This window comes from Microbacterium sp. ACRRU (assembly GCF_022346945.1).
Classification (GTDB): domain Bacteria; phylum Actinomycetota; class Actinomycetes; order Actinomycetales; family Microbacteriaceae; genus Microbacterium; species Microbacterium mcarthurae.
Genome location: NZ_JAKRNI010000005.1, coordinates 115,946 through 137,279, shown reverse-complemented (window position 1 = coordinate 137,279; position 21,334 = coordinate 115,946). Strand labels below are relative to the sequence as shown.

General features: G+C 71.1%; 21 protein-coding genes and 1 riboswitch. Of the genes, 10 read left to right on the top strand and 11 right to left on the bottom strand.

The features are described 5' to 3' along the window. The coding region (locus MHY30_RS05145; RefSeq protein ID WP_239275693.1) for a D-alanyl-D-alanine carboxypeptidase family protein at positions 1-1,409 on the top strand (1,409 nt) is incomplete at its 5' end. A gap of 158 nt (positions 1,410-1,567) precedes the next feature. On the opposite strand, the gene MHY30_RS05140 is transcribed toward MHY30_RS05145, so the two are convergent. Continuing rightward, entirely contained in the window at positions 1,568-2,065 is a 498-nt protein-coding gene (locus MHY30_RS05140) for a hypothetical protein (RefSeq protein WP_239275691.1), read from the bottom strand. 62 nt (positions 2,066-2,127) lie between these two features. Continuing rightward, positions 2,128-2,595 carry a hypothetical protein gene (locus MHY30_RS05135; protein ID WP_239275689.1) on the bottom strand — a complete coding sequence of 156 codons (468 nt, stop codon included), beginning with the start codon at positions 2,593-2,595 and terminating at the stop codon, positions 2,128-2,130. A 729-nt stretch (positions 2,596-3,324) separates the two neighbouring features. Here MHY30_RS05135 and MHY30_RS05130 point away from each other — a divergent pair. The 5 genes from MHY30_RS05130 (at position 3,325) to thiD (ending at position 8,286) form a co-directional block, all read left to right on the top strand. Then, positions 3,325-3,687 carry a hypothetical protein gene (locus MHY30_RS05130; RefSeq protein WP_239275687.1) on the top strand — a complete coding sequence of 121 codons (363 nt, stop codon included), beginning with the start codon at positions 3,325-3,327 and terminating at the stop codon, positions 3,685-3,687. 262 nt (positions 3,688-3,949) lie between these two features. Then, on the top strand, positions 3,950-5,275 hold the full coding sequence (locus MHY30_RS05125; RefSeq protein WP_239275685.1) for an HNH endonuclease signature motif containing protein: 1,326 nt from the start codon (positions 3,950-3,952) through the stop codon (positions 5,273-5,275). 77 nt (positions 5,276-5,352) lie between these two features. Further along, a riboswitch (TPP riboswitch) is annotated at positions 5,353-5,444 on the top strand. After that, positions 5,436-6,218 carry a hydroxyethylthiazole kinase gene (gene thiM, locus MHY30_RS05120; protein ID WP_239275683.1) on the top strand — a complete coding sequence of 261 codons (783 nt, stop codon included), beginning with the start codon at positions 5,436-5,438 and terminating at the stop codon, positions 6,216-6,218. (Overlaps the previous riboswitch by 9 nt.) After that, a complete protein-coding gene (thiE, locus tag MHY30_RS05115) occupies positions 6,215-6,856 on the top strand; it encodes a thiamine phosphate synthase (protein WP_239275681.1) in 642 nt (213 codons plus the stop codon). Before thiM ends, thiE begins: the two co-directional genes overlap by 4 nt. Continuing rightward, positions 6,853-8,286 carry a bifunctional hydroxymethylpyrimidine kinase/phosphomethylpyrimidine kinase gene (thiD, locus tag MHY30_RS05110; protein ID WP_239275679.1) on the top strand — a complete coding sequence of 478 codons (1,434 nt, stop codon included), beginning with the start codon at positions 6,853-6,855 and terminating at the stop codon, positions 8,284-8,286. The genes thiE and thiD overlap by 4 nt, the downstream gene beginning before the upstream one ends. 15 nt (positions 8,287-8,301) lie before the next feature. Here the strand turns inward: thiD and MHY30_RS05105 are convergent, their stop codons facing one another. From MHY30_RS05105 to MHY30_RS05070, 8 genes are all read right to left on the bottom strand, one after another. Then, positions 8,302-9,090, bottom strand: coding sequence for an anti-sigma factor (locus tag MHY30_RS05105; RefSeq protein ID WP_239275676.1), 789 nt, complete (start codon positions 9,088-9,090; stop codon positions 8,302-8,304). Beyond that, a complete protein-coding gene (locus tag MHY30_RS05100; protein WP_239275675.1) occupies positions 9,077-9,655 on the bottom strand; it encodes an RNA polymerase sigma factor in 579 nt (192 codons plus the stop codon). Before MHY30_RS05100 ends, MHY30_RS05105 begins: the two co-directional genes overlap by 14 nt. After that, positions 9,652-10,281 (bottom strand): class F sortase, encoded by a 630-nt coding sequence (locus tag MHY30_RS05095; protein ID WP_239275673.1) that lies wholly within the window; start codon positions 10,279-10,281, stop codon positions 9,652-9,654. Before MHY30_RS05095 ends, MHY30_RS05100 begins: the two co-directional genes overlap by 4 nt. Positions 10,282-10,349: 68 nt before the next feature. After that, positions 10,350-11,174, bottom strand: a complete 825-nt coding sequence (locus tag MHY30_RS05090) for a DUF4397 domain-containing protein (protein ID WP_239275671.1) — start codon at positions 11,172-11,174, stop codon at positions 10,350-10,352. 113 nt (positions 11,175-11,287) lie between these two features. Further along, positions 11,288-12,211, bottom strand: a complete 924-nt coding sequence (locus MHY30_RS05085) for a DnaJ domain-containing protein (RefSeq protein WP_239275669.1) — start codon at positions 12,209-12,211, stop codon at positions 11,288-11,290. 183 nt (positions 12,212-12,394) lie between these two features. Then, a complete protein-coding gene (locus MHY30_RS05080) occupies positions 12,395-12,916 on the bottom strand; it encodes a hypothetical protein (RefSeq protein ID WP_239275667.1) in 522 nt (173 codons plus the stop codon). Beyond that, entirely contained in the window at positions 12,913-13,794 is an 882-nt protein-coding gene (locus tag MHY30_RS05075) for an LssY C-terminal domain-containing protein (RefSeq protein WP_308192648.1), read from the bottom strand. Before MHY30_RS05075 ends, MHY30_RS05080 begins: the two co-directional genes overlap by 4 nt. Before the next feature lie 7 nt (positions 13,795-13,801). Then, positions 13,802-14,866, bottom strand: coding sequence for an enoyl-CoA hydratase/isomerase family protein (locus tag MHY30_RS05070; RefSeq protein WP_239275665.1), 1,065 nt, complete (start codon positions 14,864-14,866; stop codon positions 13,802-13,804). Positions 14,867-14,953: 87 nt separating this feature from the next. On the opposite strand from MHY30_RS05070, the gene MHY30_RS05065 reads away from it, so the two are divergent. Beyond that, positions 14,954-16,141: an ABC transporter ATP-binding protein gene (locus MHY30_RS05065; protein ID WP_239275663.1), complete on the top strand. Its 1,188-nt coding sequence runs from the start codon at positions 14,954-14,956 to the stop codon at positions 16,139-16,141. After that, positions 16,138-16,956 carry an ABC transporter permease gene (locus MHY30_RS05060; RefSeq protein ID WP_239275661.1) on the top strand — a complete coding sequence of 273 codons (819 nt, stop codon included), beginning with the start codon at positions 16,138-16,140 and terminating at the stop codon, positions 16,954-16,956. Before MHY30_RS05065 ends, MHY30_RS05060 begins: the two co-directional genes overlap by 4 nt. 27 nt (positions 16,957-16,983) lie before the next feature. On the opposite strand, the gene MHY30_RS05055 is transcribed toward MHY30_RS05060, so the two are convergent. After that, a complete protein-coding gene (locus MHY30_RS05055; protein WP_239275659.1) occupies positions 16,984-17,373 on the bottom strand; it encodes a hypothetical protein in 390 nt (129 codons plus the stop codon). 140 nt (positions 17,374-17,513) lie between these two features. Between MHY30_RS05055 and cofG the strand changes: the two genes are divergently transcribed. Together cofG and MHY30_RS05045 are read left to right on the top strand one after the other, a co-directional pair. Then, positions 17,514-19,859, top strand: coding sequence for a 7,8-didemethyl-8-hydroxy-5-deazariboflavin synthase CofG (cofG, locus tag MHY30_RS05050; RefSeq protein ID WP_239275657.1), 2,346 nt, complete (start codon positions 17,514-17,516; stop codon positions 19,857-19,859). Beyond that, positions 19,856-21,319 carry an NAD(P)/FAD-dependent oxidoreductase gene (locus MHY30_RS05045; protein ID WP_239275655.1) on the top strand — a complete coding sequence of 488 codons (1,464 nt, stop codon included), beginning with the start codon at positions 19,856-19,858 and terminating at the stop codon, positions 21,317-21,319. The genes cofG and MHY30_RS05045 overlap by 4 nt, the downstream gene beginning before the upstream one ends. Positions 21,320-21,334 lie beyond the last annotated feature (15 nt).

The following is a 21,334-nucleotide window of genomic DNA, read 5'->3' as shown; positions in this document are numbered from 1 at the left end:
CTCCGGCGGACGCCCCCGCCGCCCCCGTGGCCTCCGCCGGAGAGGCCGCTGCGCCGTCCTCGGAGCGCGTCCTCATCGGTGGCCCGATCGCTCTGACGTGGGTCGATCCGGTCGCGGCGACGGCGCCGCGTTCCGCGCCCGAGTTCGCGCTGACACCCACCGGCCCGCGCTCCCCCGACCTGCTCGCGGGTCGCCGCCGCCGCGCCCTCCGGCCCGGCACCGTCGTACCAACCCTGTTGCTCATGCTGCTTGTCGCGGTGTACGCCGCGGTCACGCTGCTGTGGCCGCTGAACGCCGTCGTCCCGCGCATCCAGCCGCTCGTCGTGCAGCCGATCGCCGCCCCCGCCGCCGAACCGGCGTGGCCCGGGCAGGGCGAAGCAGCCATCGCGGTGCAGGGCATGCCCGATGTGCTGTCGTCGGCGAACGCCCCCGAGTCGATCGCGAGCATCACCAAGGTCGTGACCGCGCTGCTCGTGCTCGAGCGCCTTCCCCTCGCGCCGGGCGAACAGGGGCCGACGTACGCCTTCACGCAGGCCGACAGCGACGACTACTGGCAGTACCGGGCCCGCGGCGAGTCCTCGCTCGACGTCCCGGTTGACGGCACACTCACCCAGCTGCAGATGCTGCAGGGCATGCTCATCGCGTCCGCCAACAACTACGCCCAGCGCCTGGCATCCGATATCTGGCCCTCGAACGCCGATTTCGTCGCCGCAGCCGACCGGTACCTCGTCGAGCGGGGGATCACGGGCATCACGATCGTCAACCCGACCGGCATCGAGGCGGGCAACACCGCCACCCCGGCCGCCCTCATCACGCTCGCCGAGAAAGCACTGCAGAACCCGGTGATCGCCGAGATCGTGCGCACCCCGGAGCTGTCACTGCCGGGGGCCGGATCCTTCCGCAACGGCAACCCGCTGCTCGCCGACCCCGGCGTCGTGGGCATCAAGACCGGGACTCTGGATGCCTGGAACCTGCTGTCGGCGAAAGACCTGACCGTGGGCACGACCACCGTGCGCGTCTACGCCGCCGTCCTCGGACAGCCCGGGCCGGAGTCACGCGATCAGGCCAGCCGCGACCTCTACGCGCGTCTCGCCGAGGAGATTCAGTTGCGGACGTCGGTGCCCGCGGGAACCGTCGTCGGTCGCGTGTCGACGCTGTGGGGCGAGGACGTCGCGCTCGTCACGGCCGAAGACGCGCAGAACGTGCTGTGGAACGGCGCGGCCGCTCAACCGGGAACGGCCCTCGACCTCGGTGAGGCCCGCGACGCGGGCGCCTCGGTCGGAGAGCTCGTGCTGACGGGACCCCTCGACGCCGACACCGTCGACGTGCAGCTCGAGACCGACATCGACCCACCGAGCCCGTGGTGGCGACTCACGCACCCGCTCGATCTCTTCGGCCTCAACGACTGAGAACCGGCCTGCTGCGGTGCGCCGAATGTTCGCCGGGACCCGGGGGAGGGATGGCGCCGGGGGCCATGCCCGCGGCTGAACGGGTCGACACTCATGCGAGCCGTGACGACGCTACATACGAGCGTGAAGGTGCAGTTTCGTGGTGTTCGAGGTGGTACTCAGACACCGCGATTCTCAGGACGGGGTGCGGGTGTGGTGGAGTGCTCGTGTAGATCTCCCCGAGCACTCGGTGATCGACGGGGGGACGGGAAGAGCATGGTCAATGCAGCCACCGCCAGCCAGCATGCAGTCCAAAGCCCATGTCCGGGAATACCGTCCGCACTGCCCCAGTCGACCCAGAAGAAGCCGTCGTCGAAGAGTGGGCAGGCGATCACAACCGCCACCACGGCGACTGCGCCGATAGGAATCCGCGGGACTATCCCGCCAACGACCGCAGCGGAGACAACGACAGCGAGAACCACCCAGAGATTGATCAGGGGCGTGTACTCGTAAGTCGACATGGCCTCAGCGCATGCCGGATTCATGTCGATCCACGACGCACCCACACATGACGCCCAGGAGGAAGCGGAGCGCCAAGCCATCCACAGCGCCGCTCCGATCAGCAGAACGGAGAGCGCGAAGACGACATAAACGCGGATGCTTGGACGCTGCCCCATGCTCGAAATGTTAGACGGGTCGAACGTTGGGCTGTCACTACCTGCGGAAGGCATCCGAGCCGTCAGCACGAGCGCAGCCCACGAACGTTCGCGCCAACGTTGTTGACCTTGTACCAGACACCTGTCGTGCGAGTGTTTCGATACTGGACAGTGCTGGCAAGGCCGGGACCTACGTTCATCGTCAGGCAGTGCCGCGGCGGAACGTATACAGCGTCCCAGTCATAGAACCGGCCCGAGCCGTCCTTGAAAGAGTTGGAGTTCTGGGTTCCGCCAAGGGTTGCGGTGAACCCGGACACGGTTCCGACGTCGGAGCCGTACGTCGGGGAGAAGTTGGTAGCAATCCTGATGCTCGCCCCTGAAGTGTTGTAAATCACCCCACAGTTGATCTGCAGCTGACTCTGGGTGCAGCGAAAGTCCGTCGCCTTCGCCGGGGCCGCGCCGAGCAGCGCCATCGTGCCCACCAGAACTGTGCTCGACGCGGCCACGATCAGCTGGCCCTTGATGCTCCTCCGAGGTCGCGTGGTTTCCACTTCACTCCCTGTCTCTGCCCAATGGGGCGTCTCTCTTGTCGGTGGGAAGAGTGAATCTCACGGCGGCCCGGCGTTACACCACGCACGATGCCTTGACAGAACGGAGAGGGTGAACCCGGGACGCGCGATAGCGGAGGCGGGGTGAGAACAACTCCTCTCCACGCGGACGATGCGCCGTCGATAGCGGTCTGTCACCGTGGGCTTTCGCAACCCTCGAACCTGCCCCCCGTTAGGTTCTTTCCACCAAGCGAGATGTTTCCGACGAACGGTGGGTACGGTGAAGCAGCTGGATCGAACGCTGTGGTGCGTCGCGAGTCAGCTTTATCGGGCTCGCCGCGGGCACGGCGCCTCTCAAGAACAGATCGCGCACGAAGCTCAGATCGCCGTACACACCTATCGCCGACTCGAGACCGGCTCAGCCGGCTCGTCCTTGGACTCTCTACTCCGCGCCACAACCGTCCTTCGGCTCCGACACCTCTGTCTCTCTGACGAGAGCGAGAGCCCCTGCGCAAAGAACCGTTCCTGCGATGTCAACGTTTCGTGCGGATGCATCGGGGGTGGAGGGTGGAGGGCCGTGCGCCCGGCGCCGCCATCCGGTCTGTTGCACCTGTCAGCGATGCCTGACCTCCCGGGCCTGGTGTGATGACACAAATGCAACCGGTAGGGAGGTTACGTCTTCGGGGTTATGCCCGGCTCGTCGTGGCGGTGGTTGCCTTAGCAACGGTTGCCGTGGCGGCATGGTTCAGCTTCCGGGTCGCACAGGACGTCGTGAATCCCAAACGCAACCTCACCATCAGCTACTTCCAGGAGTTGGGGGCCGGTGATTCTGCCGCGGGCTACGCATTCGAGGGGCTCCGCGACGTCACCGAGCAGACGTGCCCCCAGACGGACGAATGTGTAGAGGCCGCACAGAGCGACCGGGCCTCTTTTTATCGGTTCTCCGATCCCGCTCGCGCTGAAGCTTTCGCAGCTTCGCTCGAAGACGCATATGCCTCCGACCGGATCGTCATCGACTTCTCCCGTCACGTCTGGTCCAGCTCAGGGCGGGAGCAAGCCAAACGTGCTCTCGACGAAACCTGGTCGTCGGACTGACCGCTCCCGGAAGTCGCCGTCCAAGACGCGGCGCGGGAACTCGCCTTTTCTCTTGGCCGGCCGACCGTATGGGTCCAGCACCACAAGCCACATACCGCGACCCTGCGCGAGAGTCCGCCACCTTCCCCCCGCGGCCGCGCCGCGCCGCGCCATCGCGCTCGCCAGAAGCGCGACTCCTCCACCGTCCTCGGGAGACCGCATCCATCCCCAGAAAGGCATTCGGACCGGGGGTAATGTCGGAGGTGGTCGCTAGCATGCACACATGTACTCCGATCCGTCCTCCGCGGCCCCGGCGGGCCTATCTGCGGTGCTCGCGGAAGTCCTGCGGACCGGCACCGAGCTGGCCGCGGCGGAGGCGGCCCGCATCCGCGCTCTCGCCGCGGCTGGGCATCTCGCACTCGACGTGATGACCGATCGACGGGAGCACGCTCGAGCCTCCGAGATGGCGCTGCGCGAGGTCGCCTCCGAACTCGCCGCGGCCGAGTGCCTGTCCGATCGCACGATGCAGTCCCAGATCAGCCACGCCATGACGCTGGTCGACGACTATCCGCAGACCCTCGCCGCCTGGGAGGCGGGCGTGATCACGCGTGCGCACGTCCACGCGATCATCGACGTCGGCTCCCCCCTGCCTGTCGAGGCGCGCGAGGAGTTCGACCTGCTCGCCGTCGCGACCGCCGACGGGCTCAGCCCCGGCCGGTTGCGCTCGCGCCTCGCCGCCCTCGCCGAACGCCTCCAGCCGACCACGCTGAGCGAACGTCACCGGCGCGGTCGCGAGGCACGATGTGTCCGCATCGTCAGCGGGCAGGACGGCATGTCCGATCTGGTCGCGACGATGCCGACGGTGCTCGCGGTCGGCATCTACGACCGCCTCACCCGGCAGGCCCGGGCTGTCATCGACGCGCGGGACGAGGCCTCCGAGCCCGGCTCGGACGAACGCACCATGGCGCAGCTTCGCGCCGACATCCTCGCCGACGTTCTGTTGACCGCCGCCCCCGATGCCGACCCCACCCGCACCGACGACGGACCCGGCATCCTCGGCGGCATCCGCGCGCGCGTGCAGGTCGTCGTCCCCGCGCTCACCCTGCTCGCCCCCGAGCGAGAAAACAGCGATCCCGCCGAACTCGTCGGCCACGGCCCCCTCGACGCCGACACCGCGCGTGCTCTCGCCGAGGCGACCTCGCTCCCCTGGGACCGAGTGATTACCCATCCCGTCTCCGGCGCCGTTCTCCACACCGACACCTACCATCGCACCACCGCGATCGACCGGTTCCTCCGCGCCCGCGACCGCCGCTGCCGATGGCCCGGTTGTACCGTGCCCGCCGTCCGCGCCGAGGTGGACCACACCCACGATTACGCGCTCGGCGGTCCGACCGACGTCACGAACCTCGCGCACCTTTGCCAGCGCCATCACAGCCAGAAGCAGTTCACCCGATGGAGGGTCCGGCAGCTGCCCGGTGGGGTGCTGGAATGGACCTCCCCCACCGGCCGCACCTACACCGACGAGCCCCTCGCCTACTCGCCGGCCGTCCGCTTCGTCCCCGACGATCCGGCCCCACCCGAACCGGGTGAAGAACCCGCACCCTTCTGACACGTCGTGCTCGTCTCGACGTTGCCCGCGCGCGTCCGAGTGGACGACGAGACACCCTCCGTCGTGCTAGCGTCGCCCGCAGTGACACGGGGTGCCCTCTGGGGCTGAGAACACACCCGTCGAACCTGATCTAGTTCGTACTAGCGAAGGGATGTCGCGAATGGTCGTTCGCACGTCGTCGTCTCCGTCCACCGCCCTGGCCGAGCTGAGGGCGACCCCGCCGCTCGTGCAGTGCATCACCAACACGGTGGTGACGAACTTCACCGCCAATGCGCTCCTGGCGCTCGGCGCCTCGCCCGCGATGTGCGACATCCCCGGCGAGGCGGGCCTGTTCGCCGGGATCGCCGGGGGCGTGCTGGTGAACCTCGGCACCCCGACGGCCGAGCAGCGCGACGCCGCGCGCGAAGCCGTCGCCGTCGGGACGCCGTGGGTGCTCGACCCGGTCGCGGTAGGTGCCCTGCCCGTCCGCACGGCGCTTGCCCACGAGCTGCTCGCGTCACGACCGACGATCGTGCGCGGCAACGCGTCGGAGATCCTCGCCCTCGCCGGGGCGGGCGCCGGCGGTCGCGGGGTCGACTCCACAGACTCCCCCGAGGCCGCGCGGGAGGCCGCCCGATCCCTCGCCGTCCGCACGGGCGGGACGGTCGCGGTATCGGGTCCGGTCGACCTCATCGTGGATGCCGAACGCACCGCGCTCGTTCCCGGCGGCAGCGCCCTGCTGACCAAGGTCACCGGCGGCGGCTGCGCCCTGGGCGCCGCGATGGCGGGACTGCTCGCGGTGACCGACGGCTTCACCGCCGCGACGACGGCGAGCGCGATCTGGGCCGTGGCATCCGAGCGGGCCGAGGTGGCCTCGAGAGGACCCGGGTCCTTCGCGGTGGCATTCCTCGACGCCCTCGCGACCCTCGAGCCCGCCGAGCTCGACGGGCGGGTCACGGCGTGAACACCATCGACCTGTCGCTGCACCTCGTCACCGACCACCGCCTGCCGTTCGCGCGTGTGGTCGAGGTCGTCGATGCGGCGGCCGGAGCCGGCGTCGGCGTCATCCAGTTCCGCGACAAGACCGCGAGCGGACGTGCGCTGTTCGATCGGGCGACCGCTCTCGCCGATGTGATCGCCGGCCGAGCGGCGTTCGTCATCGACGACCGCGTCGACATCGCCCTCGCGGCCCGCGACGCGGGCGTGCGCGTCGACGGGGTGCACCTCGGCCAGAGCGATCTCCCCGTCGCCTCCGCCCGTCGCCTGCTGGGTACGAAGTCGCTCATCGGATGGACGGCGAACACCCCCGAGCACTTCGCAGCGGCCGACGCGCTGCCCCCGGGCACGCTCGACTACCTCGGTGTCGGCGTCATCCGGGCCACCTCGACCAAACCCGACCACCCGAAACCCCTCGGCGTGCACGGTTTCGCCGCGCTCGTGGCATCCACTGTCCTGCCGTGCGTCGCGATCGGAGGGATCGGGCTGGACGACATCGCCGCGCTCCGGCGAGCCGGGGCCGCGGGCGTGGCCGTCGTCTCAGCGGTGAGCGGTGCCGACGACCCCGCCGCGGCGAGCCGCGCGCTACGCGAGGCGTGGTCATGATCCCCCGCGTCCTGAGCATCGCCGGAACGGACCCGACCGGGGGTGCCGGCATCCAGGCCGACCTCAAGAGCATCTCGGCGTTCGGCGGATTCGGGATGGCCGCCGTGACCGCGCTCGTCGCGCAGAACACCCGCGGCGTGCGCGAGGTGCACGTGCCGCCGACCGAGTTCCTCAGGGCGCAGCTCCGGGCGGTCAGCGACGACGTCGTCATCGACGCGGTGAAGATCGGGATGCTGGGTTCGGCCGAGGTCGTCGCGGTCGTCTCCGCGTGGCTCGCCGAGGTGCGGCCGCCGGTCGTCGTGCTCGATCCCGTGATGATCGCGACGAGCGGTGATCGGCTGCTCGACGCCGACGCCGAGGCGGCCGTCCGCGATCTGTGTCGACTCGCCGACCTCGTGACCCCGAATCTGCCCGAGCTCGCGGTCCTGGTGGACGAACCCGTCGCGACGGATTGGGACACCGCGCTCCGGCAGGCACGAAGCCTCGCGACCCGCACCGACGCCGCGATCCTGCTCAAGGGCGGCCACCTGCGGAGCGCGGACAGTCCGGATGCCATCGTCGACGCGACCGGCATCCACCCGGTGCCCGGCCGCCGGGTCGACACCCCGCACACGCACGGCACGGGCTGCTCGCTCTCGTCCGCCATGGCGACGCTCGCGGCGCACGGTCTGGACTGGTCCGCTGCGCTGGAGCGCGCGAAGCCGTGGCTCACCGGCGCTCTCGAACACGCCTCCGGACTCCACGTGGGGCGCGGCAACGGCCCCATCGACCACTTCCACGAGCTGCGGCCGCACCTCGATCTCGGCTCCTCGTGGAGCTCCGCCGCGTGGACCGAGGCGGCGCCGGTGCGCGCCGACGTCGACGATTGCGCCTTCGTGCGAGGGCTGGCATCCGGCGATCTCGATCGTGCGGCGTTCACCTGGTACCTCGGGCAGGACCTGCTCTATCTGCGCGAGTACGCCCGCGTCCTCGCCCGCGCGGCGGCGCTCGCGCCCTCGACCGAGGAACAGCGCTTCTGGGCGTCCGCGTCGGCGTCGTGCCTCGCCGAGGAAGCACGCCTGCACGAGAGCCACGTGGATGCCACCGGCCTCGAACCCGCGGCGGATACCACCGCCTACACCGACCACCTGCACGCCGTGTCGGCGAGCGGCTCCTACGCGGTGCTGGTCGCGGCCGTGCTGCCGTGCTTCGTGCTGTACACCGACATCGGCGCCCGCTGGCGCGGCACCTTCGCCCCCGACCACGCGTACGCCGACTGGCTCACGGCGTACGGCGACGAGGTGTTCGCGGCGTCATCGACCGAGGCGTCCCGGATCGCGGATGCCGCCGCCCGAGCGGCATCCCCCACCGTCCGCTCCCTGATGTCAGCCGCGTACGCCCGGTCGATGCAGCGGGAGCTGGCGTTCTTCGAGGCGCCGCTGAGCGCCTGAACATTCCCTCCGCCGTCAGCCGAAGGCGAGCTGTCCGCGCACGATCGAGTCGCCCGAGTGGGTCGGATCACCGTCGACCGGCTCGTCCGAGATGTCCACGAGCCGGTACTCGTTCAGATCGACGCCCGCGGGGATCGTGAAGGTTCCCTCGCTGCCGGCGAGCACGCCCAGGCTGACCAGCGCCGACGCGTCGGCGGTGATGAGCCACACCTCGTGGTAGCCGTTCGGGTCGTTCGGGGCGTCCAGCGTGACGGTCACGGTGTCGCTTCCCTCACGGTCCCGGTCGACGACCGCCGATCCACTGGCACCGGGGTGGTCGGGCAACGCCTCCAAGGCGGCTTGCGCGATGGGCGTGGGGGCGAGCTGACGCACGAGGGCCCACGAACCCACGCCCAAACCGACCAGCAGCGCGAGGGATGCCGCCAACACCCAGGACGCACGGGAAGCGGATCGCCGGCGCGTCGAAGGACGCCTCGACCGGCGCGTCGCCGTGTCCACCACGGGGGTCGACAGGGTGTCCCGCGGCGGGGCAGATCCCGGCACGCCCACCGCGGGAGGCGCCACGACCGCTCGCGCCTCGTCGCTCAGACGCAGTTCGTCGGCGATACGCGACCAGACGGCGGCATCCGGTGTCTCCAGCTCGCCGACGTCGATGGTCGCGCGTCCGACGGTGACCGCATGCCGGAGGAGCGAGAGCTCGCTCCGGCATCCCGGGCAGTCTTCGATATGGGCGCGGTCTTCGGCCGACGCCACCGACTCGCCCATCGCCATGAGAGCGAGGATCTCCGGTTCAAGATGCGACATGGCTCACCTCCAGACGGGCTTTCATGCGGAGCAGACTGCGACGTATATGACTCTTCACGGTTCCCAGGGGCATGTGCAGACGGTCCGAGATCTCCTGGTGAGTGAGGTCGTCGAAGAAGGCGAGGCGCATGACGCGTCGGGCGTCCGGCTCGAGGCATTCAAGCTCGCGCGCCAGGAGGATGGTCTCACTCAGGTCGATCTCCGGCCCAGGGATCTCATCGGCCGCAGCGGTGCGCTGCAGTTGCTCGTGCAGCGCGCGGATACGCGCTCGCGCTTCGTGCGTGTCGGCGATGCGGCGTTTGGCGATCGCGATCAACCACGTGGACAACTGCGCCTTGGACGAATCGAACGTCGCGCGCGACGTCCACGCGGACACGAACGTCTTCTGGGTCACGTCCTCGGCGTCGGCGCGATCCCCCAACGAGCGCAGCGCGAAGGTGTACACCACCGGCGACCAGCGACGGTAGATCTCCCCCAGCGCACTCTCGTCTCCGGCGCGGAAGCGCGCGTCGAGGGCCGATTCGGCCCGAGCCGACTCCTCACCCATGAGCTCGCCCCCGGTCATGACATCGGCGTCGCGACCAGGACGACGTTATCGCGGTAGCTGCCGGTGGAGGCGTCGAACTCGCCCCCGCAGGTCACGAGGACGAGCGCGGCCGGTCCGGTCCGGGCGAAGAGGGCATCCGTGTCGAGGTCGGTCTTGGCGTAGTAGGTCACGGTCTGCACGGACCACCGGGATTCCACACCCGCTTCGGACACCACCCGCACCTCGGCACCGGCGGGCGCGTCGCGCAACGACGCGAAGGGGCCGATCGGGTAGTCGGGCGAATCGATGTGCGCCGCGATGACGGTGTTGCCGCTTCCCGTGCCGGGCTCGGGACCGAAGCGATACCACCCGCCGATCGCGGGGTCCTCGGGGATCTCCATGAAGCCGACGTCGTCGACGCCGACGGGCACGATGGGAACACTGATCCCCAGGGCCTCGATGGACACTCGGGCAGGAGGGTCGGATGCCGCAGGCGCTGGCGTGGCCGCCGAGCGGGGCACCTCCACCGTCGCCGTCGGCCGGGGAACCGGCGTCGACGAAGGAGTCGACGACACCTCGGCCGCGGGAGAGGCGGCGGGCGGAGCCGGCGACGAGCATCCGGCGAGGAGCAGGACGGCCAGGACAGCGGGAAAGAGACGTTTCACGGAGCTCACCTGAAGGGACGGGCGCCGGCCGCGGGGCGCGCTGGGAGACGCACCCCGCGACCGGACAGTTAGGACTGGACGCGGCGGCGGCGCACCATCACCGTCGCGGCGACGCCGCCGGCCAGCACGAGCGCGAGACCGGTCACCCAGAGGGCCTGGTTCGTGGCATCCTGCTGCGCGGCGTAGCCCGCGGTTCCGGAGGGGACCCCGCCCGGGTTCGAGTGCGCGGTCGTGATCTCCTGCACCGCGAGGGCGAGGTTGCCGTCTTCGGCACTGCCCCACGCGTAGACGACGGTCAGGGTGCCGTCCTTGATGGTGACGTCCGTCGGCCCGAGGACCGGATCGGTGGTTCCGGCGAGCGCGACGGCCGCGGACACGGTGCCGGCGGGGAGGTTGAGCGTCGCCTCATTGGGGTTCTCCAGCCCTTCGACGACGGGCGAACCACCCGCCAGCACGTCGACGGCGGGAGCGGCCGCCGTGTGGCGGACCGTCAAGCGGCCTTCGCCCGCCTTCGTCGCGCTGATGTCATTGGTGAAGTTGTTGAGCGTGGGATTCCCCGAAGCGTCCAGGTTCGCCACGGCGGTGTAGCTGGAGTTGGCGGCCAGGTTGAGGGTGACGGGGCCGAGAACCGGTGCGCTGTCGTCGGCCGCGTCGGCCGCGGTGATCGCGACGACGTGCTCGCCGGCGGGCACATCGAGCGGGCCCGCGAGGGTTCCCGGGGTGAAGTCATCGAGGGTGAGGGCGCCATCGACGTAGACGTCGACGGTCAGACCGGGGATCGCGTGCAGGACCGACAGGTCTGCACTCGATGACGAAATGGCATGAGCGGGCAGGGCGACACCGGCTGCCAGCACGAGGCCGGTGGCGATCCCGGCAGTGAGAGTCTTACGCACGATTTCCTCCTTGGCGGGGGGCGGTGGTCCGCCCGTTGTGGAGTTGTTCCGCCGGAGACCGTGTCGCGGATGCACCCGCACCAGAATTTTCGGGTCCAGGGCGAGGACGAGCGTCAGACGTGACGGACGCGCTGCTGCAGGCGGGTGCGGATATCGAACAGCTCGGTCCCGCCGACCTCTCGGGCGCCCGGGATGCCACGGCGCAGCAGCGTCGTGAGGGCGCTGCGGGTGACGAGCGCCACCGGGGTGCCGCGTACTTTGCCGAGTTCGGTCACGGCATCGAGGATCGCGTCGTCGGGAAGGACGACCATCGCCCCGCTGAACCGCACACCCGCGGCGCGCGCGATGACGCGGGCCCGGGAGACCAACTGCGTCACGGGTGCCCCGATGACGTTCGGTCCGCTGATCTCGCCGCGGCGCACGCCGACCGGTCCGCCGAAGTCCTCGCTCAGCATCGCGTACAGGCCGCTCGGCCCGAGCACGAGATGGTCGACCTTCTGCTCGGGGTCGACGCCGTCGCGATCCGCGAATACGTCGTGCCACACCGTGTAGCCCATGCCGAGGTCGGCCACCAGCCGCGCGGTCTCCTCCTCGGCGAGCGCGTCGGCGAGGATGTGCCGGATCTCGGGCGGTGCCGAGCGCACCAGCGCCGGGTCGTACGGGTCGGTGATGTCGACGCCGCGCCCCACCCACTCGCGGATGAGCGACAGGTACCTCTCCCGCCGCCACCCGCCGGGCTGCCCGTAGGCGCGCGCCCGAGGACGAGTGTCCGGACGGGACGGGGTGGGTGCCGTGCCCCCGCCGCTCCACTCGGATGCGGCGTACCCTCGGCCACGGTCGTACGCCGCGCGCGCTTCGGGCGTGCCCACCAGCTCCCACGCGCGTTGCACCTGCACGAACAGCGCGGCATCCCCGCCGGTGTCGGGGTGCGTCTCCCGCAGCCGCACGCGATAGGCGCGCCGCAGACCTTCGTCGTCGATGTCGACGTCGACGCGGAGCACCTCGTATGCCGAGAGCGACATGGGGCTGTCGAACACGTCCGTCATCCGTTCTGCCGCTCGGGCGCGGCGACATCCAGGCTATCCGCCGCCGTCTGGGCAACGCCCGGGATGCGCCCGAGGTTTCGCTGACGGCGGCACAACTCCGGCAGATGTGCGGGCGGCCCCCGTCGCAAGATGCCGGCGCATCGGTTCTGCAGGAGTCGTGCGGACGGACCGACGTCAGCGTCGCTCGTTGCGACGGGCGTAGGCGGCGGCATCCCGGCTCGAAAGGGCGAGGAGCACGAGGATGTCGAGACTCACCGTGACGAGGGTCGTGCCGACCGTGATCTCCTGCCCGAGCTCCCACCAGCCCACGAACGCGCTCACGATCGAGACCGTCGACACGAGCATCACCAGGACGCGGGCGACGTTGCTTCCCCGCAGCAGCAGGATGCCGAACACCGCCTGAATCACCGTGATCACGCCCAGGATGCCGAAGAACACCCCCGCGCTCAGGCCGAGGTCCGAGAGGGTCAGGGTCGGCTCGGCACCGGAACCGTCCGCGGCGCCGGCGACCGCCTGCACCCACGGCGGCAGGTCGAACGCGACGGTGAGGCCCCACACGATGCCCGCCGCGGCGCGCAGCAGGACGAGCACTCCGCCCGCGACGGTGGCAGCAGGGCGGCGCATCGCGGGGTCGTGCGCGACCGGGGCGGCGAGGGGTTCGAACGCCGCCCTCTTGCGGGGATGCTTCTCCCTCACGGCCGGACCTCCCCCGGACCGCCGGGGCCGACGGCATCCCTCTGTCCCGTCGCAGGGAGGAGCGTCAGCGGGTCGACGCCGCGCGCGTCGAGGATCGGCAGGTCGCCGTCGGTGGAGATGGTGTCGCCGCCGCCGTTGCGCGAGTGGTAGCCGGTGGAGAAGTCGCGGATGACATCGAGGGCCACCCCGGGCACGGTCTGCACGGTGGCGACGATGTGGTCCCTCTCGATGTCGGTGTCGGCGTCGATGCGGTGCGTCACCTGCAGCGTGAACAGCGAGAGGCCGACGGCGCGGTCGAACGTGCCCGCGGCCAGCCAGTCCACCCTCCGCCCGCCCGGGAGCAGCCACCCGTCGGGACAGCGCCACAGTCGCACGTGGTGCCGCTGCGCGGGCGACCCGGCAACCTCCTGCTGGTACGCGAGGTCCTGCATGCGGCCGAACAGGAACAGCGGGCTGACCGGTGCCGTGGGGTAGCTGCGTCGGCGGAGCGTCGAGGCCACGATGCGCCACGACGAGGCCAGGCTCACGGGGTCGGCGCGAATCCACCCCGCCGCGGCCATCACGGCCTCGATCTGCGCGCGCTCGCCCTGAAAGGCGAGGTTCACCGGGTCGCCGAGTAACCCGTCGGACGTCCGCGTGCGCCCCATGAAGTAGTCGGGGACGTAGATCGCGGTCAGGATGCGATGCAGCCGCGGCAGGACGAGGTACGCCAGGAGCCCCCAGAACACGATCGCCATGAGGATGCCACCCCACCCGATGGTGAAGGTCTGGGTGAAACTGAGGTACGCGAGCCACACGGCCGCGAGACCCGCGAAGACGAAGAAGAACCCGTCGAGCAGCCGCCCGACCGACCACCGCCGCGTCCTGCGCCCGTTCATTCCACGGTCACCACAGTGCGGGGCTCGGCTCGTAGGCGAATGCCTCGGCGACACGTCCGGGAGGCAGATCGGCGCGGTGCGCGGGCGACCAGGACGGCGAGCGGTCCTTGTCGACGAGCTGCGCCCGGATCCCCTCGGCGAGGTCGGGCTGGGTGGTGGCGAACCACATGACCAGACCGTACTCCTGCGCGAGGGCGGCGCGCAGCGACGGCAGCGCCCGCGCCCGACGCACCGCCTCCAGCGTGACGGTCACGGCGGTCGGGGCCGACGCCTCCAGCAGATCAGCGGTGGCGTGCGCCTCGGGCTCCCAGCGCTGGCGGAGGCGGTGCAGGATGCCGTCGAGGTCGTCGGCCGAGAAGGCATCGTCGATCCACGGACGCCACGTCTCGAGGTTCGACCGTTCCGGGCTCTCGTCGAACAGCAGTACGAGCTCGGTGGGGCTCGACGGATCGGCGCGGTACTGCAACGCCTCCTCCAGAGCCGAGAGGTGGGCGACCGGCACGAGGTGGTCGGCGAAGCCGGCGTACAGCGCGTCCGCGGCATCCATGGTCGCTCCGGTGAGCCCCAGGTACTCGCCCACCCGGCCGGGGGCGCGCCCGAGGAGCCACGACCCGCCCACGTCGGGCGTGAAGCCGATGCGCGTCTCGGGCATCGCCAGCTGCGACCGCTCGGTCACGATACGGATACGCGCGTGCCCGGCGAGTCCGATGCCGCCGCCCATCGTCACGCCGTCGGCGATCGCGACGATCGGCTTCGGGTAGGTGGCGATGCGGTGGTTCAGCGCGTACTCCTCGAGGAAGAACGTGTGCACCTCGTCGGTGCGACCGGCGACCACGGACTCGTAGAGCGCGCGTACGTCGCCCCCGGCGCAGAAACCCCGGTCACCGGCACCGTCGAGCAGCACCAGGTCGACGTCGGAGTCGTGCTCCCACCGGTCGAGCGCGATGGCGATGCGGCGGATCATGCCCACGTCGACGGCGTTGATCGCACGGGGGCGGTTCAGGGTCAGGTGACCCACGCCGCGCCAGGCTCGCGCCAAGACCTCGTCGTCGTCGGATCGCTGTGCGTTCACGCTGCCACGTTACACAGGGCGCGAGATGTGTTTTCGGCCTCGGATCGGGGAGGATGGGGAGAACGCCCGCCGAACGAGAGGTCCTCGATGCCCCAGGGACAGGTGCTGGAATTCTCCGGGCTGACCAAGCGCTTCGGCGCGGTGTCGGCCGTCGACGGGTTGACCGCGCGCGTGGAGCCGGGCCTGGTGACCGGCTTCCTCGGCCCGAACGGCGCGGGCAAGACCACGTCCTTGCGCATGCTCCTCGGACTCGTGCGGCCCACCTCCGGTTCGGCGACCATCGGCGGCCGCCGTTACGCCGAGATCGAGCGCCCCCTGCAGACCGTCGGCGCCGCGCTCGAGGCATCCAGCTTCCACCCGGGCCGATCGGCCGCGAACCATCTCAAGGCCTACGCCCGCGCGGCGCGCCTGCCGCTCTCGCGCATCGACGAGGTGCTGGGGCTCGTGGGTCTCGCCGACGTCGCCGGACGACGCGTGGGGGGCTACTCGCTCGGCATGCGCCAACGCCTCGGACTGGCCACCGCGCTGCTGGGCGACCCGGGCGTGCTCGTGCTCGACGAGCCATCGAACGGACTCGACCCCGAAGGCATCCGCTGGATGCGTTCCCTCTTGCGCCACCTCGCTGAAGAAGGACGAACGGTGCTCATCTCGTCGCACCTGCTCGCCGAGGTCCAGCAGACGGTCGACGCGCTGCTGATCATCTCGCGCGGCCGCCTGGTGTTCCAGGGCGGCACCGAGGATCTCGCCGACCCCGACGAATACTCCACCGTCGTCGACTCGCCGGACCGCGAGGCCCTGTCGCGTCTGCTCGACGAGCGCGGCATCGAGTATCAGCTGCTGCGCAACGGCTTCACCATTCGGCATCACGAGCCGGTGGAGATCGGGGCGGTGGCGGCCGGCGCCGGCGTCGCGCTCTCGCACCTGCAGAGCAAGGGCGCCAGCCTCGAGGACATCTTCCTCGAACTCGTCAGCGGCGTCCGGACGCACGCGAGCGCGGCCGGCCCCATCGCGGCGATGGATGCCACGCCCCCGACGCCAGAGCCGAGCAGCACCGCGCCCGCCGCGCCCCCGCCCGCGGCTACGGCTGCGCCCGCGCCGTCGACCGACCTCGTGCCGGTCGTTGCCGCCGCGCGCGACGCCGCTCCCCTGGCGGAACCCGATCCGACGGAGCCCGATCCCGGTCCGCGCCCCTCGTACGCCGTGGCCTCGACCGGCGTGATCGACATCGTTCCCGCCACCGGGGCTCGCAACGACGACGCGGAGGTGTCGCGATGAGCCTGGTGGCATCCACTCGGTCCGAGTACACGAAGCAGTTCAGCACCGCCGGCTGGTGGGTGCTGGGCATCGTGCTCGTCGTCTACGTCGGTTTCACGGCGGGAGTGCTCGCGCTCGCGTTCGGGGGCGTGGCATCCGGGGCTCTCCCGGGGGCGCAGGGCCCGACGCCGCCCGCCGACGATCTGGCGCCGCTGGTCTACAGCTCGGCGAGCGCCGTCGGATACGTCTTCCCGCTCCTGGCGGGGACGCTCATGGTCACGACGGAGTTCCGGCACAAGACCCTGACCCCCACGTTCCTGGCGACGCCACGACGCGGTGTCGTGCTCGTCGGGAAGTTCGTCGTCGGGATCCTGGTGGGACTGCTGTACGGCGTGGTCGGCTCGCTCGCCGCGATCGGGGCGGGAGCGGGGGTGTTCGCGGCGTTCGGGCTCGACACGCAGCTCGGCTCGTCCGACACGTGGGTGCTCGTGGGGCGCATGCTGCTCGCCTTCGCGCTGTGGACCGTCGTGGGCATCGGCGTCGGAACCGTCGTCCGCAACCAGGTGGCGGCGATCGTCATCGTGCTGGCGGTGACCCTGTTCATCGAGCCGATCGTGCGGACCATCGCCGGTGTCGTCGACGGCCTCGACGCGGTGGCGCGGTGGTTCCCCAGCGCCGCGAGCGACGCGCTCGTGGGGCAGACGATCTTCGGTGCCGTGGGCGCCGGCGGCTCCGAGCAGCTCGAGTGGTGGCTCGGGGGCCTCGTGCTGCTCGGCTACGCCGTGGTGCTGGTGGCGGTCGGCCTCGTCACGACCTGGCGCCGCGACGTCGACTGACGTCCGGGCGGCGGGGGCGCGGGCGGGTCAGGAGACCAGGTCGGCGACGTCCTCGGGCTCGGATGCCACCTCGAGGCGCAGCGCCTTCAGCAAGGCCACGCCGTGCTTGGTGGTCAGGACGAGGCGTTCGAACTCGTCGTGGCCGCGGAGGTCGATGACGACGCTGGACTTGCGGCGGCGGATGATGACGAAGTCGTTGCCCCCTGCCGACTTCCACGTGCCGGCCGCGACGGCGACGGGAAGGTTGGTGCCGGGGTTGGGGACGCCGCGCAGCCAGGTCCACGCGTCGTCCGTGAGCTGCACACGGTCGATCGTGGAGCGCGGCACCACGATGTTGCGCTTGCGGAACGACAGGGCACGCTCGGTCGGCGAGAGCACGACCTCGAGCTGCGTCTGATCGAGCAGCAGGGTCACCATGGCATCCATCCTGCCAGCGGAGGCGGATGCCGTCGGCCCCGGCGCCTCACGAGAGCGCAACGATCCGCGGCGGGTGCCGCCTCGCGGCCGGGCCCCCGCCGCGCGGCCCCGATGTCGGGGCGGAGGGATAGCCTGGAGCGATGAGTACGGGCAGCGCTGCGCCGCAGGCCGCACCGGCCCGGGGCGTCTCGATCGACGACCTCCTCGCGCGGGTGCGCGACGGGCACCGGCCCGACGTCGACGAGACCGAGCGGCTGCTCCACGCCCCGCTCGATGCGCTGTCCCGCGCCGCCGCCCTCCTTCGCGATGAGGGGCTGAAGCGCGCAGGCCGGCCGCACGTCATCACCTACTCGCGCAAGGTGTTCGTCCCGCTGACGACGCTGTGTCGCGACCGCTGCCACTACTGCATCTTCGTCGACACCCCCGGCCAGCTCGCGCTCCTGCGCAAGCCCGCGTACATGAGCCCCGAGCAGGTGCTCACGGTGGTCCGACAGGGGCAGGCGCTCGGCTGCAAAGAGGCGCTGCTGACCCTCGGCGACCGCCCTGAAGAGCGTTGGCCCGAAGCGCGCGCGTGGCTCGATGAGCACGGCTTCGCCTCGACGATCGACTACGTCGCACACATCGCGCGCCTCATCACCGCCGAGACGGGCATGCTCGTTCACGCCAATCCCGGTGTCATGCACCCCGATGAGCTCGCGACGCTGCGTCCGGTGTCGCCGTCGATGGGCATGATGCTCGAGACCACCTCGCGCCGACTGTACGAAGAGCCCGGCGAGGTGCACTTCGGCTCCCCCGACAAAGACCCCGACCTGCGCCTGCGCGTCATCGACGATGCGGGGGCCGCCGGCATCCCGTTCACGACCGGCATCCTCATCGGCATCGGCGAGACGGTGCGCGATCGGGCCGAGTCGCTCGTCGCCCTGCGCGACCTCGACGATCGGCACGGCCACGTGCAGGAGGTCATCGTGCAGAACTTCCGCGCGAAGCCCCGCACCGCCATGCAGGGGGCCCCGGATGCCGATATGCACGAGTACCTCGCGACGGTCGCCGTCGCGAGGCTCGTGTTCGGGCCCGACATGCGGATCCAGGTGCCGCCGAACCTCTCAGACCCGCGGGAACTCGGGCTGCTGATCGGCGCGGGGATCGATGACTGGGGCGGGGTCTCGCCGCTCACGGCCGATCACGTGAACCCCGAGCGCCCGTGGCCGCACATCGACGACCTCGCCGCGCAGACGGCGGCCCACGGGTTCGCGCTCCGCGAGCGCCTCACCGCCCACCCCGAGTACGTGCGCGACGCGACGACCTGGATCGACCCTGCGCTGCACGCCCCGGTGCGGGGACTGGCGGATGCCAAGGGCCTCGCGGCCGATGTGATCCCCCGTGCCGTGAGCGCCAGCGCCAGGACCGTCGACCCCGGCGTGCTCCGCCTCGCCGAGACGGCGGCCGCCGACCCGCTCGCGCTCGACGACGCCGATTGGACGCGGCTGCTGCAGGCGACGGGCGCCGAGCTCGACGCTCTCACCGCCACCGCCGACGACGCACGCCGCTACACCGTCGGCGAGCCGGTGACCCTCGTCCGCAACCGCAACCTCACCTCGACCGGGTTCCGCCGCGCGGGCCGCAGCGGTGCCGGCGAGTTCGACCTCGCGGATGCCGAGGCGATCGCCGCGGATGCCGCCGACCTCGGTGCCACCGAGATCTGCATCCAGGGTGCGCTTTCCGCCGACGAAGACCCCACCGGGTATCTCGACCTCGTGCGGGCCGTGAAGCGCGGGGCTCCCGGCATCCATGTCCATGCTTATCGTCCGCTCGACGTGCGCGACCTCGCCGACCGCGGGGGACTCGGGCTCGACCGTGCGCTCGCGGCGATGCGCGATGCGGGCGTCGACACGGTGCCGGGTACCGGCGTCAAGGTGCTGAGCGAGCGCGTGCGCGGGCTCGTCGCGCCCGGCGACCTCGAGATCGACCGCTGGATCGAGGGCATCACGGCCGCGCACCGCGCCGGGTTCCGCTCCACCTCGGTGCTGTTCTACGGGCACGTCGAGACCGCGGAAGAGCGCATCGCTCACCTGCGGCTGTTGCGCGGCATCCAGTCCGAGACGCGCGGTTTCGCCGAGTTCGTGCCCATCCCGCTGCCCGGCGGCGACGTTCCGCTGGTCCCGGGGCGCTCCCCGCTCGACGAGCACCGCGCGATGGTCGCCGTGTCGCGGCTGCTGCTGTCGGGCTCGATCGCGCACGTGCAGATCCCGTGGACCCGTGTGGGTCGCGAAACCGCCGCCGTGCTGCTGCGCTCCGGCGGTGACGACCTCGGCGGCACGCTCTACGACGGACGCGTGCTGCCTGACACCGGGATCGAGCAGGGCCTCGAGCTGCCGGTCGCGGACGCCGAGCGCCTCGCGCGCAGCCTGATGCGACCGTTCCGTCTGCGGACGACCGACTACGGCATTTCGCCCGCCGCACCCACTGCCGCCGGAGCAACCGCGTGAACGTCGTGGACGTCGTCGTCGTCGGCGCGGGCTTCGCCGGGCTCGGCATGGCCGGCGCTCTCCGCCGCGCGGGCCGCGACGACGTCGTGATCATCGAGCGGGCCGGCGACGTCGGTGGCACGTGGCGCGACAACACCTACCCGGGCGTCGCGTGCGACGTGCCCGCGCACCTGTACAGCTACGCCGCGCATCCGCACGCGGGCTGGTCGCAGACCTTCGCCGAGGGCCACGAGATCCAGCAGTACCTGCGCGACGTGGCGGCGGGCGTCAGCGACCGCCTCCGGCTGCACACGCCGCTCATGGGAGCGGAGTGGGATGCCGAGACCTCGGTGTGGACCATCGACACCGGCGCCGAGACCCTCCGCGCACGTTCGCTCGTCCTCGCGTGCGGACGGCTGACCGAACCGCACGTCCCCGTCATCCCGGGCCTGGAGTCCTTCCCCGGGCCCCTGTTCCATTCCGCGCGATGGGATCACGACGTCGACCTCACCGGGAAGCGGGTCGCCGTCGTCGGGACGGGGGCGAGCGCCGTGCAGCTCGTGCCCGAACTCGCCCAGCGCGCCGCCCACGTCACGCTGTTCCAGCGGACGCCCGCCTGGATCGTGCCGCGCGGCGGCGGCGAGATCCCCGAGGCCGAGCGCGAACGCCTCGCTCAGAACCCGGGCGCCCTCGCGCGTCTGCGCGCCGAGCTCTACGCGGAGGGTGAGGCGCGGTTCGCCTCGCGCTCCGGCGACCCCGCGGCCTCCGCGGCCGCCCGTGACGCCGCCCTCGCCCACCTGCACGCCCAGGTCGCCGACCCGGCCCTGCGCGCCGCGCTCACCCCCGGCTACGCCTTCGGGTGCAAGCGCGTGCTGCTCTCCGATGCGTTCTACCCCGCCGTGGCATCCGACCGGGTCACGCTCGAACCCACCGCCCTGGACCGCGTCGACGGGGCGACGCTCACCGCCGCAAGCGGCCGGCAGCACCAGGCCGACGTGCTCGTGCTGGCCACCGGCTTCGCCTCGACGCAACAGCCGTACGCCGACCTCGTGCGCGGAGAAGACGGAACGCTCGCCGAGCACTGGAGCACGGGCATGACCTCGTTCGGTTCGACCGTGGTCGCGGGGTTCCCGAACCTCTTCGTGCTCAACGGCCCCAACGCGAGCCTCGGGCACAACTCGGCGGTGCTGATGATGGAGGAGCAGGCGGCGTACGTCGTCCGCGCTCTCGCCGAGCGCGACCGTCGCGCCGATCGCGTGCTGCGCGTCCGCCCCGAGGCAGAGGCGGCCTACACCGAAGAGATCGCCGCCGCCGCGGCATCCACCCCCTGGATGACCGGCGGATGCCGCAACTGGTACGTCGACGAGAGGTCGGGGCGGCTGACCCTGCTGTGGCCCGGCACCGTGCAGGCGTTCCACGAGAGACTGACCGGTACCGACGGTTCGGAGTTCGAACCCGTGCACAGCCCCGTGCGCGGCTGACGCATCGCCCCGCGC

Excerpts from the sequence above, each read along its gene's own strand:
- MHY30_RS05140 (WP_239275691.1), bottom strand. The coding sequence starts at position 2,065 with ATGGGGCAGCGTCCAAGCATCCGCGTTTATGTCGTCTTCGCGCTCTCC.
- thiM (WP_239275683.1), top strand. The coding sequence starts at position 5,436 with ATGGTCGTTCGCACGTCGTCGTCTCCGTCCACCGCCCTGGCCGAGCTG.
- MHY30_RS05060 (WP_239275661.1), top strand. The coding sequence starts at position 16,138 with ATGAGCCTGGTGGCATCCACTCGGTCCGAGTACACGAAGCAGTTCAGC.
- MHY30_RS05055 (WP_239275659.1), bottom strand. The coding sequence starts at position 17,373 with ATGGTGACCCTGCTGCTCGATCAGACGCAGCTCGAGGTCGTGCTCTCG.
- cofG (WP_239275657.1), top strand. The coding sequence starts at position 17,514 with ATGAGTACGGGCAGCGCTGCGCCGCAGGCCGCACCGGCCCGGGGCGTC.
- MHY30_RS05125 (WP_239275685.1), top strand. The coding sequence starts at position 3,950 with ATGTACTCCGATCCGTCCTCCGCGGCCCCGGCGGGCCTATCTGCGGTG.
- thiD (WP_239275679.1), top strand. The coding sequence starts at position 6,853 with ATGATCCCCCGCGTCCTGAGCATCGCCGGAACGGACCCGACCGGGGGT.
- MHY30_RS05075 (WP_308192648.1), bottom strand. The coding sequence starts at position 13,794 with ATGAACGGGCGCAGGACGCGGCGGTGGTCGGTCGGGCGGCTGCTCGAC.
- MHY30_RS05100 (WP_239275675.1), bottom strand. The coding sequence starts at position 9,655 with ATGACCGGGGGCGAGCTCATGGGTGAGGAGTCGGCTCGGGCCGAATCG.
- MHY30_RS05105 (WP_239275676.1), bottom strand. The coding sequence starts at position 9,090 with ATGTCGCATCTTGAACCGGAGATCCTCGCTCTCATGGCGATGGGCGAG.
- MHY30_RS05065 (WP_239275663.1), top strand. The coding sequence starts at position 14,954 with ATGCCCCAGGGACAGGTGCTGGAATTCTCCGGGCTGACCAAGCGCTTC.